This is a genomic window from Candidatus Accumulibacter phosphatis (genome assembly GCF_012939955.1).
Classification (GTDB): Bacteria; Pseudomonadota; Gammaproteobacteria; order Burkholderiales; family Rhodocyclaceae; genus Accumulibacter; species Accumulibacter delftensis.
Window position 1 is genome coordinate 101,234 of the sequence record NZ_SPMY01000019.1, and the last position, 15,451, is coordinate 116,684.

Consider the following 15,451-nt stretch of genomic DNA (forward strand, 5'->3'; position numbering starts at 1 on the left):
GACCGCAATTCGCTGATCTACGCGATCGCCGAAGGCACGGCGGGCAGCAGTTCGAGCCGGCCGTGCGCGCGGCGCAGATCAAGCGCTGGAAGGCGCAGTTCCACTCGGGCTGGTGGATCGAGGACGAGCAAGGCAACTGGAGCCAGAAACCCTGATTCCTTCATGCCGCGCCTGCGGCATCTTGTCGCATGAGGCAATACGGGCCGCCACTTATAATCAAGGCCTTTGCATGATGATGAAGGAGTACGGCTTGAAAGCAACACGAACTCAACTGGCGATGGCCTTCCTGTTCAGCCTGTCCGCAACGGCAGCGCTGGCCGCCGATGTCGAGGTCAAGGATGCCTGGATACGCGGAACGGTAACCGGCCAGCAGGCGACCGGCGCTTTCCTGGAAATCACCAGCAAGTCGGACGCGGCGCTCGTCGGCGCCGCCAGCCCGGCCGCGGCAGTCAGCGAAATCCACGAAATGAAGATGGACGGCGGGATCATGAAGATGCGCGCCGTCACCCGCCTCGAACTGCCGGCCGGCAAGCCGGTACAGCTGGCACCCGGCGGCTACCATGTGATGCTGATGAAACTGAAGCAGCCGCTGAAGAAAGGCGAGTCGATCCCGCTGACGCTACAGGTCGAGGGCCCGGACAAAACCGTGCAAACGATCGAAGTTCAGGCCGCAGTACGCGACCTGACCGCCAGCGGCTCATCGGCGAGCGAACACAGCAAGCACTGAGCAGCCGCCCCTGAGTGTTTGCTGGCGTCGGGCGCAAGGCCGATCGGCGCGGGACGATGTCGCTGGACGGCAGCGTTGACACTTCGCCACGCGCCTGGCCCTCAGCGCCGCAGCAAGCTCACTAGGGTAGCGAGCAGTACGGCCGCGCAGCAGGCATGCGCGATCGCCAGCCACAGACTGAAGCCGCTGATCACGGTCAGCGCCCCGAGCATCACCTGCGCGGGTAAAAGCAGCAGCAGCGCCATGGCTGCCTTGCGCGTCGCGCCATCGGCGAGCGCCTGCCAGGCAGCGCCGCCCAACAAGAGCAGCGTCAGCAAGGCACTCCAGCGGTGCAGCAGATGCAGACTGATCCCCCCGGCTTCGCCCGCTGGCGGCGGCCCATTCAACGCCGCAAATACCTGCATGGCAGCCCAACCGTCTGCTGTCGGCCACCAGTGGCCCATACAATCCGGCAAGGACAAACAGGCCAGGGCTTCGTAACGGGCGCCGATCAGCGCACCGAGGATCAGCGTCAGCGACAGCGCAGCGCTACCGAGCTGTAGCAGCCGCCTTGGCGGCCCGGGTCGCGCCTTCACCGCCCTGCCGAGCATTGCTTCCGGGCGGCTGGCGAGCGCCACTCGCCACGAGAAACTCACCAGGCCAAGGCCGCCGAGGATGTTCAGGAAAGAAACCAGCACTAGCCGTGGATCGGAACTCCAGAAGCCGAGCACCGCCAACGCCAGCACCAGCAACACCAGGGCGCTTGCCGGACGTGCCGGCGACGGCAGCGACGGACGACGCCAGCACAGCCACGCCAGATGGCAGACCAGCAGTAGCGCCAGCGAGGCCGTAGCGCGATGCAGCAGGCGCAGCGGGCCGAAAGCCTGCGCCGGCGGCTCGCTGCTCAGCAGTTGCGCGTAGCAGGCGGGCCAGTCGGCACAGCCGAGACCGGCCGCTGCAAGGCGCAGCCAGGCGCTGAGCAGCACCACCAGCAGCGACAGCGCCGTCAGCCAACAGGCAATCGTCCGGATTTTCTGCAGTCGCAAAGCCTGGCTGGCAATCAAGCGGCGCTGCCCGCCACCGGCTCTACCCGCAGTTGGTGATTCAACCACAGCAGCAGGCCGAGAACGATCATCGCGCCCCCCTGATGTGCGGCGCCGAGGCCAACCGGAACCGCCAGCAGCAAGGTCGAGATCCCGAGCACGATCTGCAGGAAGACGGCTACCAGGACCAGAGTTGCTGCCAGGCGGGCACTACGGGAAAGCGCGGCCGCCCTGATCTTCCACCACAACCAGGGCACCAGAAAGGCCAACAGCCATGCCCCCAGGCGATGGTCAAACTGCACCAGCGCCATGTTGTTGAAGAAATTGAGATACCAGGGATCGATGATGAAGCTTTCCGGCGGCAGGAAATGCCCGTTCATCAGCGGAAAGCTGTTGTAGGCCTTGCCGGCCCGAATGCCGGCGACCAGACCACCGCTGACCACCATGTAGCCCACCAGAATCGCCAGCCAGAAGGCGAAGCGCTGCAAACCCTTTAATGTCGCGTCGGTGGTCACGCGCACGCGCTCGCTGAGCAGGCCGAGCGCCAGCCACATCATGGCCACGAAAATCAGGAAGGCCAGCGACAGATGCGCCGTCAGGCGATACTGGCTGACGCGCGGATCATCGACCAGGCCACTCTTGACCATGTACCAGCCCATCGCGCCCTGCAGGCCCCCGAGCACGAAGATGCCGAGCAGCTTGGGCATCAGCGGCGGGTCGATCTTGCGTCGCCAGCAAAAATAGAGGAAGGGCAGCAGGAAGACGACACCGATCAGGCGTCCAAGAACACGGTGCCAGTACTCCCAGAAGAAGATACCCTTGAACTCCTCGAGCCCCATCTGGTGGTTGACCTTGTGGTACTCCGGCGTCTTCTTGTATTTCTCGAAAGTCTCGTCCCACTCGGCCTGGTTGAGCGGCGGAACGATGCCCACGATCGGCTTCCACTCGACGATCGACAGGCCGGAATGGGTCAGGCGGGTGACGCCGCCGACGACCAGGATTGCGAAGACCATGGCGCTGCAGATGAACAACCACAGCGCAACTTGCCGGCGAGCGACTTTATTCATACGATGGATCCGGGAGGGAAGAGGAAAGCGAAGCGAGGAAAGCGAAGCGCGAATTATAGGCCTTCGGCGGCGGCCTTGAGCGCTCCAGGGGCTGCGACCGGCGGCCGCATGAGCATGCCTGCAAGGCTGATGATTGCTGGCTTTGCCGGTCATCGCCGTCTTTCCCCGTTCTTGACGTGCATCAAATCACAAGCAGGGCAAGAGCAGGTATTCTTCGCCCAATTGTGCCCGACAAGCCCAAGGAATTTTACCTTATCGGCAACTTATCAAGCGCCACGAGCGCCAATCAGCGAAGGAGGATTCAACCATGGTCGACGACAAAGACGACGACATCCCGTTCATGCAGAAGCTGCTGGACAACCACTTTCTGCTCCTGTTTCTCGGTGTGGCGTCACCAGGGCTGATCTACATCCTGTGGGGCATCATCGACATCATGAACACGCCGGTCGCCAAATAAAACAGCCAGTCACCTCAGGGAGAGAGAAATATGAGTGCAATTCTGCCGCCGTCAGATCGGCTATGGTGGAAGCAACCCATCGACAAGGTCGAATGGGCGTGGATAGCGATCGCCTTCGTATGGGGGATGATCATGTTCGGGATGATGATCTACTGGCACATATACGGTAAGCAGAACCTGTCCAACGAGGCCTACAAGACCACCCCGGAACTGTTCGCCGCCAAGGCCGAGAAGTTCATCGCCGAAAACACCATCCGCACCGAGACCGACCAGGACATCCCGGTGGTGAGAGTCCCGCCGGGCGGCGACGGCTACCTGATCGCCCGCCTCTGGGCCTGGTACCCGATCCTCGAACTCGAGGAAGGTCAAACCTACAAGATCCATCTCTCGTCGATGGACTACAACCACGGTTTCTCGCTGCAACCGGTCAACATCAACATCCAGGTGATCCCCGGTTATGAGCACGTGGTGAAGATGACACCAACCAAAAAAAGGCACTTATGCCATCGTTTGCAACGAATTCTGCGGCATCGGCCATTCCTGGATGCTTGGCCGTATCTACGTGAAATAAGGGGGAGTAAATAGATGGCAACCACGTACCGCACCTGTCCAATCTCGGGAATGCAGTTTGAGGACCAGGCCGAGAAACTGATGCGCTGGAACGCCGTCGCCGGCGTCCTCTGGCTGCTGGTAGGCGGCGTCACCGCGCTGTTGGTGATCCTTACCCGCTGGCCGGCGATCAAGCTGCTGCCGGCCGACCAGTTCTACCTGATTCTCACCGCCCACGGCATCGACATGCTGATTCTGTGGATCCTGTTCTTCGAAATGGCCGTTCTCTACTTTGCCTCATCGACATTGCTGCGCTGTCGACTGGCGGCACCGAAGATCGCCTGGCTCGGCTTCTGGCTGATGGTCGTTGGCGGCATCATCACCAACGTCGCGGTTTTCCAGGGTGAATCAAGTGTCATGTTCACCTCCTACGTGCCAATGCAGGCGCAGCCGCACTTCTACCTGGGCATCATCCTGGTCGCCGTCGGCGCCCTGCTCGGTACCTGCGTCTTCTTCGGCACCCTGGTCGTCGCCAAGAAGGACAAGACCTATCAGGGCTCGCTGCCGCTGGTGACTTTCGGCGCCCTGACCGCGGCGATCATCGCCACCTTCACCATCCTGTCCGGTGCCGGCATCCTGATCCCGACCTTCTTCTGGTCGATGGGCTGGATCAAGGAAATCGACGCCCAGTTGTACCGCATGATCTGGTGGGGCCTGGGACACTCGTCGCAGCAAATCAACGTTGCCGCGCATGTCTCGGTCTGGTATCTGACTGCCGCCGTGCTCTTCAACGCCAAGCCGCTGTCCGAGAAAGTCTCGCGTTTTGCCTTCCTGCTCTACATCCTCTTCCTGCAACTGGCCAGCGCGCACCACCTGCTGTCCGACCCGGGCATGAGCGCCGAGTGGAAAGTGCTCAACACCTCGTACTTCATGTACTTCGCGGTGATGGCCTCGATGATCCACGGCTTCACGGTCCCTGGCGCAATCGAAGCGGCGCAACGGCGCAGAGGTTTCACCAACGGCATGTTCGAATGGCTGCGCAAGGCACCCTGGGGCAACCCGGTGTTCTCGGGCATGTTCATCTCGCTGGTCAGCTTCGGCTTCCTCGGCGGCATCTCTGGTGTCGTCCTCGGTACCGAGCAGATCAACATGCTGATGCACAACACCTTCTACGTTCCCGGCCACTTCCACACCACGGTTGTCAGCGGCACGACGCTGGCCTTCATGTCGATCACCTTCCTGCTGGTTCCGGTGCTCTTCCGGCGCGAACTGATCCTGCCGAAGCTGTGCCAGATCCAGCCCTACCTGTACGGCATCAGCATGGGCATTCTCGGCCTGGTGATGATGGGCGCCGGTACGCTGGGCGTTTCCCGCCGGCACTGGGACATGGCCTTCTCCGGCGCACCGTTCCAGTATGAATGGCCGGGTGCTGCCTACCTGATGATGGGCCTGACCGGTATCTTCGGGGTCATCGCCGTCATCGGTGGTGGCCTGTGGATCCTGCTCATCGTCGGCTCGCTGCTGTTCGGCAAGAAGCTCGACGGCGGCAAGGTCTCCGACAAGCCGACCCCGATCCCGGGCAACACGCAAGCGGCCTCGGCCGTCGCGCACGGCAGCGACCACATACCGGTCCCTGGGACCGTCGTCCTGGCCTTGCTGCTCTTCGTGTCCTTCGTGCTCTACTACTTCGTCAACTGGAAGTACCTGTCCGAAGTCTGGCTGCTCAGCTGATCGAGCGCTCCCCCACGCCCCTGGCGTGGGGGCCTGCCTCAATCGGGCCCGGGACAATGCTCCAGGCTCGATTCAAGCAGGTCTGACCCTTCGCCCCCGGGGCGATTTCGCGCCAACTCCTGCCTCTTCTTTTCCCTTCGCTGCGCCACCGAGACTCATGCACTCCACGCTCCCACCGAACAGCACTTCCGGCTTTCCTTTCCGTGCCATTCTGGGCCTTTTCAAGTTGCGTATCGGCGTGGTCATCACTTTTACCGCCCTCGCCGGCCTGGCCGTCGGCGCCGGCCCCAGCCTGAGCCCCTTGCAACTGCTGGTGTTGACCCTCTCGGTACTCGTCTCCTCGGCCAGCGCCGGTGCCTTCAACCAGTATTACGAACACGACAGCGATCACCTGATGGCGCGCACCAGCAAGCGCCCCTTCGTCACCGGCGAACTGCGCCATGGTCCCATCTGGCTGCTGCTGATTGCTGCCTTGATGGTGCTTTCGGTCGGCGCCGCCTGGATCGCGCTCAATGCCTGGTCAGCGCTCTTCGTCTTCCTCGGCGCCTTCTTCTACGCCATCGTCTATACCGTCTGGCTCAAGCGCCGCACCTGGCTGAACATCGTTTTCGGCGGCCTGGCCGGGAGCTGGGCAGTCCTCGCCGGGGCGACGGCGGCCGACCCGCAACTCGGCGCCGTGCCTCTGGCGCTGGCGCTGGTACTCTTCCTGTGGACGCCACCGCACTTCTGGAGTCTGGCCATCGCGTTCCGTGACGACTACGCCGCCGCCGGCGTGCCGATGCTGCCAGTGGTGGTTGGTGAGCAGCGGGCGGCGAAAACGATTTTCTTCAGCACCCTGGCGCTGGTCGCCGCCTCCTTCATTCCACTGGCTTTCGGACTCGGTGCGATCTACTTCGTCGGCGCCGCCAGCGGTGGCTTCCTGTTCATCCACAAAGCCTGGCTGCTGACTCGCGACACCCACCGCAAATCGGCGATGGCCTGCTTTCACGCTTCATTGATCCAGTTGACACTGGTGCTGCTGGCCGCCATCGTGGACAGTCAATTTGCGTCCTGACCCTGGGACGCCCTGACCTTCTGATCCACCACTGGCATGTTTCGATGATTGGTCCCTGTTTTCGCGCCCTCCTGGCGTCGCTTCTCGTTCTGGCAGCCTCCCCTCTCGTCGCCGATGAAGCCGCGGTCGAACAGCCCAAGCTCACGGCTCGGCCGCAGGGGCTGCTGCGCGGCGACCTGACACTGACCGCGCTCGACGAAAAAGCCGCTTACACCTTCTCGCAGGCCGCCATTGGCAGGCCGCTGGGGGACTTCGTGCTGCTCGACCGCAACGGAAAGCCGGTCGAACTGTCCCGTTATCTGGGCAAGCCGCTACTGGTCAACTTCATTTACACCGCCTGTTTCCAGGTCTGCCCGACGACCACCCGCAACCTGCAGAAAGCGCTCGAGAACACGGTCAGCGTCATGGGTGCCGATCGCTTCAACGTCGTCAGCATCGGCTTCAACCAGCCTTTCGACTCGCCAGCTGCCTTGCGGGATTTTTCCCGGCAGTACGGCATCGACCTCCCCAACTGGAATTTTCTCAGCCCGGCGACGGCAATCGTCGATGACTTGACGGCTCATTTCGGCTTTCGCTTCATCGCCACCTCGGCCGGCTTCGACCACCTCAACCAGGTGACGATGGTGGATGCAGAAGGCAGGATCGTGCGCCAGGTCTATGGCGAGAAGTTCACCGCCGAAGACATCGCCGAACCGCTCAAGCTGCTGATCACCGGCTCCGCCATCCCGCCCGAGACGGGCACCCTGCGGGAGATCATGGAGCGTATCCGCATCATCTGCTCGGTCTACGACCCGCAGACCGGGCGCTATCGTACCGACTACTCGCTGTATTTCATGTTCGCCGGCTTCCTGACTTTCGTCTTCTTCATGATCTACCTGTCGATCAACTTCTGGAGAAATCGGCGCCGCGACGAGCCCAAGGCGCCCTGATCGGCGAGCGCCAGCGCCGGTCCCCCACTTTTGAACTGCAAAAGCCACTCGCGGGCCAGGCAAGCCGAGCCACCGGAGCAGCCATTGAGCGCCGTCGTCCTCTTTCGACCCGAAATCCCGCCGAACACCGGCAACGTCATTCGCCTGTGTGCCAACACCGGCTGCGAACTGCACCTCGTCGAACCGCTCGGCTTCCGCTGGGAAGACCGCTCGCTGAAGCGTGCCGGCCTCGACTATCACGAGTTTGCTCGCGTTTTTCGGCACGCCGACTGGGACGCCTGCAAGCAGGCCCTGAGCGGGCGGCGCCGCTTCGCGCTCAGCACGCGCGGCGGACGACGTTTCGACGATCCGGACTTCGCTGCCGACGACGTCTTCGTCTTCGGCCAGGAGACCAGCGGCCTACCGGCCGAGGTGATGGCCGAATTCGCCGCCGAGCAGCGCCTGCGCCTGCCGATGCGGCCCGGACAACGCAGCCTCAACCTCTCGAATGCGGTCGCGGTGATGGTCTTCGAAGCCTGGCGGCAACAGGGTTTTGCCGACGGCGTATAAGTCGGCATCCGGAGGCGCTCGACATGTCGCAACCGTCATGGCATGTTTTGTATTTGACTCGGGTCAAGTCGCCTCCAGCCCGCAGTCTATATAATCAGCGGCTAATGATTATTCTCAACCACGCTTCAGAGGCCTCCGGCACGTGAGCTTCCACGCCGCATTGCGCAACGGCACAAAGAGCGTTTTTCTGCGTGTTGAAGAAGCCTTCGATTCCCCGTTCGGTGGCCAGGACAACCCCCTGCGCCATCTCGGCGCGATGGGTCTCTATCTGCTGTGGATCGTCGTCGGCAGCGGTCTTTATCTCTACACCGTTCTCGATACCGGCATCGACGCCGTCTATCACTCCATCGGCTATCTCTCCAACGAGCAGTGGTACCTCGGCGGCGTCCTGCGCAGCCTGCATCGCTACGCCTCGGACGGCTTCATGCTGGTGATGATGCTGCATCTGCTTCGCGAATGGTCCTACGGCCGCTATTACGGCTTCCGCCTTTACTCGTGGATGACCGGCATCCCGCTGATCTGGCTGGCCTATATTGCCGGAATCGGCGGCTACTGGATCGTCTGGGATGAACTCGCGCAATTGTCGGCGACCGCGACCACCGAACTGCTCGACTGGCTACCGATCTTCAGCGAGCCATCGGCGCGCAACTTCATGTCGCCGAGCGCGATCAGCGACCGCTTCTTCACGGTCCTGATTTTCATCCATCTCGGCGTGCCGCTGCTACTGATCCTCGGCCTGTGGGCACACGTCCATCGCGTCGCTCATGTCGATTACCTGCCGACGCGTCGCGTGATGCTGGCTACCGCCGCCGCCCTGACCCTGCTCGCCCTGTTCCGACCCGCGCTGAGCAACCCGCCCGCCGATCTGGCCAGCGTTCCCGGTGAACTGGCTTTCGACTGGTTCATCCTGTTCATTCATCCGCTCACCGACCTGACCTCGCCAGCCATCGTCTGGTCGCTGCTCTTCGGCCTGACGGCACTACTCTTCGCCCTGCCCCTGCTGCCGCACCCCAAGGCGCAGCCGATCGCCGTCGTCGACCCGGCCAACTGCACCGGCTGCGACCGCTGTCATGTCGACTGCCCCTATGCGGCGATCTCGATGGCGCCGCACCCGGGCCGACCCGGCTACCAGCTGGCGATCGTCGACGCCGACCTCTGCGCCAGTTGTGGCATCTGTGCCGGCTCCTGCCCGTCATCAACCCCTTTCCGCCGTCGCGAGACGCTGATCACCGGCATCGACATGCCACAACTGCCGGTCAACGCCCTGCGCCAGCAACTCGAGCAGGCGCTGGCGCAACTCGCCGGCCGCACCCGCATCGTCGTCTTCTCCTGCGCGCGCGGTGCCCAGGGCAGCCCGCTGGCCGGCGCCGACACCGCGGTGATTGAGCTGATCTGCACCGGCATGCTGCCGCCGGCTTTCGTCGAATATGCGCTGCGCGGTGGTGCCGACGGCGTCGTGGTTACCGCCTGTCGCGGCGGCGGCTGCGATTTCCGCCTCGGCGAACGCTGGACCAGCGAGCGCCTGCTCGGCGATCGTGAACCGCACCTGCGCCCCAGCGTACCCCCCTCGCGACTGCAACTACTGCTCGGCTCGGCGCACGACAGCGGCGCACTGGTCGCTGCGGTGGCCGAACTCAGAACCCGGATCGAAACCCTCGGGGTTGCGACCGACCGCCTTCCACCCTACCTGCGGAGTGCTTCACATCATGCTTAAACCCGCCGCCATCGTCGGCCAGGTGATCCTCTACGGCGCTTTTGCCGCTTTCATCGGCTATTTCGCCACCTCGCCGACCTACCACCAGATTCCCGAAGACGTCGCGCTGATCAAGCTCTCGATCAGCCACCTCGGCGACCGCGAGTGTCGCAAGCGGACACCCGAAGAGCTGGCCAAGATGCCACCGAACATGCGCGCACCGATGGACTGCCCGCGCGAGCGCTCCGACATCAATCTCGAAGTAGACCTCGACGGCGAGCCGGTTTTTCGTACCGTGCTGCACCCCACCGGCCTCTACAAGGACGGCGTGTCGACCGTCTACAAGCGCTTCGAAGTCAAGGCAGGCACGCACCAGCTGGCAGTCCGGATGAACGACAACCTGGTCGTCCCCGGCTTCAACTTCGTCCAGGATGAAGAGATCACCCTTGCCCCACGGCAGGTAATGGTCGTCGACTTCAACCCGGATCAAGGTGGCTTGTACTTCAAGTGATCACCGCCACTGCGCATAACTCCAGACGCTGCCGCCGACACAGGTCCCGGCCAACAGGTACGCACGCGAGTTCCACATCAAACAATTTCCCGAGCTGACATCAAAAATGGTCAAAATCATTCAACAAGTCATCCGCTGGCTGTTCATGCGCATCGAGAATGTGTTCAACGTCGCCTTCGGCGACAAGATGAACCCCTTCTACCACCTCGGCACGATCAGCTTCTGGCAATTCTGGTTGCTGCTCATCTCCGGCCTCTACCTCTACATCTTCGCCGACACCGGCGTCCATGACGCCTTCGAGTCGGTGGAGAGCATCACCCATGACCAGTGGTGGCTGGGCGGCATCCTGCGCAGCGTGCACCGCTACGCCACCGACGGCATGATCCTGACCATGCTGCTACACATGCTGCGGCACTTCGCCTACGATCGCTATCGCGGCTTCCGCTCGTTTTCCTGGCTCACCGGCGTCGTCCTGCTGTGGCTGATCTACATCGCCGGCGTCAATGGCTTCATGCTCGTCTGGGACAAGCTCGCGCAGTTCGTGGTCATCGCCACTGCCGAGTGGTTCGACATCCTGCCCATGTTCAACGGCACCCTGATCCGCAATTTCCTGTTCCTTGAAAACGTCAATAGCCGCCTGTTCACCCTGCTCGCTTTCCTGCACATCGGCATCCCGCTGATCATCGGCATCGTGATGTGGGTGCACGTGCAGCGCATCCCGCGCGCGCACATCAATCCGCCGCGCCCGATCGCCATCGCCGTGACCCTGATGTTCCTGGCGCTGTCGCTGGTCAAGCCGATCCTCAGCCAGGGTGGCGAAGCCGATATGGCGGTAGTCCCGACCGGCATTGCCTTCGACTGGTTCGAGTTGCCGGTGCTGGCGCTGGTCTACGTCACCAACCCCCTGCACCTCTGGTTCTGGGTCATCGGCCTCACCGTCCTGCTGATCCTCGTGCCCTGGCTGCCGCCAAAACGACTCGGCTCGGCCAAGGCATTGACCTCGATCACCTTCCAGCCCGATCACAGATCGGTCAGCGCCCGCTTTGGCGAAACCCTGCTCGACGCCGGCCTGCGCCAGGACATCAACCTGCCCTACGAATGCCGTAACGGCGGCTGTGGGGTCTGCAAATGCACCGTCCTGCAAGGCAAGGTCGACCCCGGCCTCTACCAGCCGAGCGCGCTGTCCGACGCCGAACTGGCGCAGGGCAAAGTGCTCTCCTGCTGCGCCACTGCACTCGAAGACGTGATCATCGAGTACCAGGCCAGCGCCGTCGCCAGCGGCATCCAGGAATACACCGCCCGCGTCGTCAAGCTGGAGAAGCTCACCCATGACGTCATGCGCGTCCTGCTCAAGTTGCCGCAAGGCCAGCAGATCAAGTTCAAGGCCGGCCAGTACGTAAACATCATCCTCGACGACGGCCAGCGACGCGCCTTCTCCTTCGCCAACCCGCCGCACGAACCCGAGTTCGTCGAACTGCAAATCCGTCTGATGCCCGGCGGCAAATTCACGACGCACGTTTTCGAAGCCATGCAGGAAGGTGACGAGATCCGCTTCGAAGGCCCGATCGGCGACTTCAGCCTGCGCGAATCCGAGCGCCCGATCGTCTTCGTCGCCGGCGCCACCGGCTTCGCCCCGGTCAAGAGCATGGTCGAAGACGCTTTCAAGCGCGGTCTCAAGCGCCAAATCCATCTCTACTGGGGCGTCAAGACTCTGAAAGATCTCTACCTGCCCGAACTGCCGACGCGCTGGGCGCAGGAACACGACAACTTCCACTTCATCCCCGTGCTCTCCGAGCCCGAGTCCGAAGCCACCTGGAGCGGCCGCACCGGCCTGGTCCACGAAGCCATCCTCGAAGACTTCCCCGAACTCAAGGAACACGAAATCTACGCCTGCGGCTCGGTGCGCATGGTCGAAGCCATCTTCCCCTTCCTCAAGCAGCACGGTGCGGAAGACGGCGCGTGCTTCTCCGATGCCTTCAGCGTCTCGGCCAGGTCGATGGCTTTCCAGCCCAGGCAGGGGTCGTAGCCTGGGCCTGGAGTAAGACGCTTCCAAGCCCCTCGCCCCTCGTCGGAGAGGGCTTGGGGAGAGGGGCAGCAGCCAGTCGACCACCCCCCCGCCACCCAGGATCACCACCACGCCAGGAGAAGCCCATGATCACCGTCATCGTCGAATTCAAGCTCCCCCCACACTCTGTCCAGAGAACAGGCCCAGGCCACTTTCCGGAGCACGGCGCCAAAATACCAGGGCATGCCCGGCCTGATTCGCAAGTACTACTTTCTTTCCGAAGACGGCAAGCGCGCCGGCGGCATCTATCTCTGGAACATGCGTGCCGACGCCGATCGGGTCTACACGCAAGAATGGAAAGCCTTCGTCCGCGGCAAATACGGCAGCGAGCCGTCGCTGACCTTCCTCGAATGCCCGCTGGTCGTCGACAACCTCACGCAGGAAATCATTGCCGACCAGGCAGTTCAAAGCGAGATATCGCCCGCCACTCGGTAACGCCCACGACTACAGAAAGGAAGCAAAAATGCCCGACAAAGCTTTTCAGGATTTTTATCCGGAGGATTTCAGTCATTGCTACGGATGCGGCAAAAGCAATGAACACGGCCATCATTTGAAAAGCCATTGGGATGGCGAGACGACCGTTGCCCGCTTTACGCCGCAGCCCTATTACACCGGCGGCGTCCCCGGCAATGTCTACGGCGGGCTGATTGCCTCCCTGCTTGATTGCCACGGAGCCGCATCGGCGGCGGCCGCCGCGTGCAAGGCAGAAGGTCGCGAAATGGGCAGCGCGCCGCCGATGCGCTTTGTCACCGCCTCGCTCAAGGTCGACTATCTCCGCCCGACGCCGATAGACGCCGAACTGGAAGTCCGCGGCGAAATCGTCGAAGTCAAAGCGCGCAAAGTCACCGTCAATCTGTCCTTGACTGCCCATGGCGAGGTTTGCGCGCGCGGGCACATGGTCGCCGTGCGACTGCCTGATGCTGCGGCGAAAAAGCCTTAAGCGGGCCGCGGCGGACGCGTGGCCGAAACCGTGGCCGGCTCCGCCCGCGACTCGGCCGAGGATCAGAAGCTCGGCCGCAAGGCGAAGCCTGAACCGTGCAGGCTGCCAGCGAAAAAGGGCGCCGCGGGGGAAGTCTCCCCCGCAACCCCTCCAGAGTCGGAGCACGAGAGGCCCGGAGTCCAGCTGAGCAGAGGTCAGGGCTACTCATCAGGGGAAGAACGCAACACCACCCGGAAACCGACGAAGGGGTCGCTATCGGGATGTGCCACGCTGCGATAGGCGCAGCGCGCATCGCTGCGGTCGAAACCCCACGCGCCGCCGCGAACGACCCTGTCACCCTTGGCGGCTGCTTCGAGATCCTCGCGGCCATCGTCGGCCGGCAACCAGAAGCGCTCCTGGTCAAATCGCGGGTCACCCAGGGCCGAAAGCACATCTCCCGCACGCGCGCGAACAACCGGCCTGGCACCGAGCAGCGTCGACTCGTCGCCCAACAGTTCAACGATCCTCCGCGCGCAACCGCCGCGGGTCGCTTCGCCGCATTCGCGCCATTCCAGCGCCGCCGTGCCCGCCAGTTCGGCTGCCGAGAACTGCGCGTTCGGCTCGCCGCCGAACCTGGCCAGCGCTCCGAGAAAATCGCGCGCCGACTTGGCGGCATTGCTCGCCCGGTAGCCAGCCAGCAATAGAATTGGCTCGCGCCACCACGGATCGTCGAGGCGGTCGCCGAGCACGGCAAGGATCGCGTCACGGCCCTCGTCGCCGGTGACTTCGCGCAGGTAGCGCGCCACCAGGAATTCCTGAAAGGCCAGATGAATGAAGCGATAGGCGCCCTGTCGCTCCTCCAGCACGCTGCCGCGCTGACGGGCGTGGCTGAGGAAGCGGTCAATGTGCGGCCGAAATTCGGCCTCCTCACGCAAGACCTTCTGCAAGGCCCGCTCACCGATCTCGCGCCCCTGGTCACGCCCCTGCTGGTGCATGTGAAAAGCGAGATGCTGCGCCATGTCGCGAAACACCTTCCAGTCGCTGGCCAACTCGCGGATGTCGGCCTGCTCGCGTCCGTAGTCGACTTGCAGCAAGGCGCTGATCGCCTTGTCGAAGAGCTCGGCGCGCCCGTCAGGAAGCGTGCGGTTGTTCACCTGCACGATCAGCAACAGGCGCACCATCAGCGGACTATCGACCAGCACCTGCGCATCGTCGCCGAGGCGCGCACGGCGGTCGTCCTCGAGCCGCCGAATGCCACCCAGGAGTTCCTGCACCCGCTCGCTGCGCAAATCGGCGTCCTGCGGGTGAATACAGGCGTACGCCTGGCGCACCATCGGTACGACGTGTTGCTCGAAATCGAGCGGCTGCACGGCAATCTCACGGAACCTCACGCCCAGCGCAGTACCGCCGCTGCGGTAGGCGATGGTGCGACAGGTGACAACGACGCGCATGCGCTCCTGGCCACTGACCAATTCCTCGACCGACGCACGCACTTCGGCGCGCTCTTCTTCATTGGCGACCTCATCGAGCCCGTCGAGCAACAGGATCACCGGCCGCCCGTCCCTGAGGAGTTGTACGAAGAAATCGTCGGGCAGATCGACGTCGGCCTGCTTCCTGATCAGGTGATAGGAGATGAAGTGTGTCAGCGCCCTCTCGCGTGCCGGTGCGTTGGCCGGCAGCTCGCGGCGGAAGCGGGCGAACGACGCGAGCGGCACAAAGATCGGCAAGGGCAGTTCGCTGGTAGCGACCACCGCCAAACCGAGGCGCGACTGCGCCGGCTCTGCCTGCCCGGTGAGCAGCGAAGACGCCAGCGCCCACGCCATGTGCAGCAGTACCGTCGTCTTGCCCGATCCTGGCCCGCCGATGATCACCAGGCGATTACCGAGACCGAGCACCTGGTTGAGGTCAATATCGCTGTCGCGCTCGCGCTCATCGGGTTCTGTTTTCTCGCCAGCGTCACCGCGACTGCGGGGGCGAGGGAGAGACTGCGCTGCCATCTTGTCCTGCGCGTCACCGGGCCGCGGGATCGGTCGGGCACGCAGCGGCACATAGGCCGCCTCCAGCGGCAGGGACACCACCAGCGCGCCCCCCGCACGTTCGATGCCGCGCAGCTCGATGGACTCGGTATGGCTGCGCAGCCAGCGCAGATAGCCGTCGACCGGGTAGGCCCTGCCGGCC

At 63.3% G+C, this 15,451-nt stretch carries 16 protein-coding genes; 12 read left to right on the forward strand and 4 right to left on the reverse strand.

The annotated features are described in order from the left end of the window. Positions 1 to 17 precede the first annotated feature (17 nt). Positions 18 to 164, reverse strand: a complete 147-nt coding sequence (locus E4Q23_RS23265; RefSeq protein ID WP_211203671.1) for a hypothetical protein — start codon at positions 162 to 164, stop codon at positions 18 to 20. A gap of 86 nt (positions 165 to 250) precedes the next feature. Between E4Q23_RS23265 and E4Q23_RS07370 the strand changes: the two genes are divergently transcribed. Next, a complete protein-coding gene (locus E4Q23_RS07370; RefSeq protein WP_423753321.1) occupies positions 251 to 727 on the forward strand; it encodes a copper chaperone PCu(A)C in 477 nt (158 codons plus the stop codon). 101 nt (positions 728 to 828) lie between these two features. On the opposite strand, the gene E4Q23_RS07375 is transcribed toward E4Q23_RS07370, so the two are convergent. Both E4Q23_RS07375 and E4Q23_RS07380 read right to left on the reverse strand, forming a co-directional pair. Next, complete coding sequence (locus tag E4Q23_RS07375; protein WP_169066034.1) at positions 829 to 1,770, reverse strand: COX15/CtaA family protein; 942 nt, start codon at positions 1,768 to 1,770, stop codon at positions 829 to 831. Then, positions 1,767 to 2,816, reverse strand: coding sequence for a COX15/CtaA family protein (locus E4Q23_RS07380; protein ID WP_169066035.1), 1,050 nt, complete (start codon positions 2,814 to 2,816; stop codon positions 1,767 to 1,769). Before E4Q23_RS07380 ends, E4Q23_RS07375 begins: the two co-directional genes overlap by 4 nt. A 307-nt stretch (positions 2,817 to 3,123) precedes the next feature. Here E4Q23_RS07380 and E4Q23_RS07385 point away from each other — a divergent pair, with 307 nt between their 5' ends. From E4Q23_RS07385 to E4Q23_RS07435, 11 genes are all read left to right on the forward strand, one after another. Then, the gene (locus E4Q23_RS07385; RefSeq protein WP_169066036.1) at positions 3,124 to 3,273 is read left to right on the forward strand and encodes a hypothetical protein; all 150 of its coding nucleotides are present in this window, start codon (positions 3,124 to 3,126) and stop codon (positions 3,271 to 3,273) included. Positions 3,274 to 3,303: 30 nt separating this feature from the next. Next, on the forward strand, positions 3,304 to 3,858 hold the full coding sequence (locus E4Q23_RS07390; RefSeq protein ID WP_248595295.1) for a cytochrome C oxidase subunit II: 555 nt from the start codon (positions 3,304 to 3,306) through the stop codon (positions 3,856 to 3,858). Next, positions 3,859 to 5,553 (forward strand): cbb3-type cytochrome c oxidase subunit I, encoded by a 1,695-nt coding sequence (locus E4Q23_RS07395; RefSeq protein WP_169066037.1) that lies wholly within the window; start codon positions 3,859 to 3,861, stop codon positions 5,551 to 5,553. It begins immediately after the preceding gene. 157 nt (positions 5,554 to 5,710) lie between these two features. Further along, entirely contained in the window at positions 5,711 to 6,607 is an 897-nt protein-coding gene (gene cyoE, locus E4Q23_RS07400; protein WP_169066038.1) for a heme o synthase, read from the forward strand. Between the two features lie 44 nt (positions 6,608 to 6,651). Then, complete coding sequence (locus tag E4Q23_RS07405) at positions 6,652 to 7,536, forward strand: SCO family protein (RefSeq protein ID WP_169066039.1); 885 nt, start codon at positions 6,652 to 6,654, stop codon at positions 7,534 to 7,536. Between the two features lie 84 nt (positions 7,537 to 7,620). Further along, positions 7,621 to 8,085: a tRNA (cytidine(34)-2'-O)-methyltransferase gene (locus E4Q23_RS07410; RefSeq protein WP_169066040.1), complete on the forward strand. Its 465-nt coding sequence runs from the start codon at positions 7,621 to 7,623 to the stop codon at positions 8,083 to 8,085. A gap of 142 nt (positions 8,086 to 8,227) precedes the next feature. After that, the gene (locus E4Q23_RS07415) at positions 8,228 to 9,799 is read left to right on the forward strand and encodes a hydrogenase iron-sulfur subunit (protein ID WP_169066041.1); all 1,572 of its coding nucleotides are present in this window, start codon (positions 8,228 to 8,230) and stop codon (positions 9,797 to 9,799) included. Continuing rightward, positions 9,792 to 10,289 carry a hypothetical protein gene (locus E4Q23_RS07420; RefSeq protein WP_169066042.1) on the forward strand — a complete coding sequence of 166 codons (498 nt, stop codon included), beginning with the start codon at positions 9,792 to 9,794 and terminating at the stop codon, positions 10,287 to 10,289. Before E4Q23_RS07415 ends, E4Q23_RS07420 begins: the two co-directional genes overlap by 8 nt. A 106-nt stretch (positions 10,290 to 10,395) precedes the next feature. Continuing rightward, the gene (locus E4Q23_RS07425) at positions 10,396 to 12,315 is read left to right on the forward strand and encodes a 2Fe-2S iron-sulfur cluster-binding protein (RefSeq protein WP_169066043.1); all 1,920 of its coding nucleotides are present in this window, start codon (positions 10,396 to 10,398) and stop codon (positions 12,313 to 12,315) included. Between the two features lie 222 nt (positions 12,316 to 12,537). After that, a complete protein-coding gene (locus E4Q23_RS07430; protein ID WP_248595296.1) occupies positions 12,538 to 12,789 on the forward strand; it encodes a YdhR family protein in 252 nt (83 codons plus the stop codon). 28 nt (positions 12,790 to 12,817) lie between these two features. Continuing rightward, on the forward strand, positions 12,818 to 13,294 hold the full coding sequence (locus E4Q23_RS07435; protein WP_169066044.1) for a PaaI family thioesterase: 477 nt from the start codon (positions 12,818 to 12,820) through the stop codon (positions 13,292 to 13,294). A gap of 200 nt (positions 13,295 to 13,494) precedes the next feature. Here the strand turns inward: E4Q23_RS07435 and E4Q23_RS07440 are convergent, their stop codons facing one another. Then, positions 13,495 to 15,348, reverse strand: coding sequence for an NACHT domain-containing protein (locus E4Q23_RS07440; RefSeq protein WP_169066045.1), 1,854 nt, complete (start codon positions 15,346 to 15,348; stop codon positions 13,495 to 13,497). Between the last annotated feature and the right edge of the window lie 103 nt (positions 15,349 to 15,451).

Bases quoted from the DNA above. Each gene is read 5' to 3' on its own strand.
- E4Q23_RS07435 (WP_169066044.1), top strand. From the start codon at position 12,818: ATGCCCGACAAAGCTTTTCAGGATTTTTATCCGGAGGATTTCAGTCAT.
- E4Q23_RS07405 (WP_169066039.1), top strand. From the start codon at position 6,652: ATGATTGGTCCCTGTTTTCGCGCCCTCCTGGCGTCGCTTCTCGTTCTG.
- E4Q23_RS07395 (WP_169066037.1), top strand. From the start codon at position 3,859: ATGGCAACCACGTACCGCACCTGTCCAATCTCGGGAATGCAGTTTGAG.
- cyoE (WP_169066038.1), top strand. From the start codon at position 5,711: ATGCACTCCACGCTCCCACCGAACAGCACTTCCGGCTTTCCTTTCCGT.
- E4Q23_RS23265 (WP_211203671.1), bottom strand. From the start codon at position 164: ATGAAGGAATCAGGGTTTCTGGCTCCAGTTGCCTTGCTCGTCCTCGAT.
- E4Q23_RS07420 (WP_169066042.1), top strand. From the start codon at position 9,792: ATGCTTAAACCCGCCGCCATCGTCGGCCAGGTGATCCTCTACGGCGCT.
- E4Q23_RS07425 (WP_169066043.1), top strand. From the start codon at position 10,396: ATGGTCAAAATCATTCAACAAGTCATCCGCTGGCTGTTCATGCGCATC.
- E4Q23_RS07430 (WP_248595296.1), top strand. From the start codon at position 12,538: ATGCCCGGCCTGATTCGCAAGTACTACTTTCTTTCCGAAGACGGCAAG.
- E4Q23_RS07385 (WP_169066036.1), top strand. From the start codon at position 3,124: ATGGTCGACGACAAAGACGACGACATCCCGTTCATGCAGAAGCTGCTG.
- E4Q23_RS07380 (WP_169066035.1), bottom strand. From the start codon at position 2,816: ATGAATAAAGTCGCTCGCCGGCAAGTTGCGCTGTGGTTGTTCATCTGC.
- E4Q23_RS07390 (WP_248595295.1), top strand. From the start codon at position 3,304: ATGAGTGCAATTCTGCCGCCGTCAGATCGGCTATGGTGGAAGCAACCC.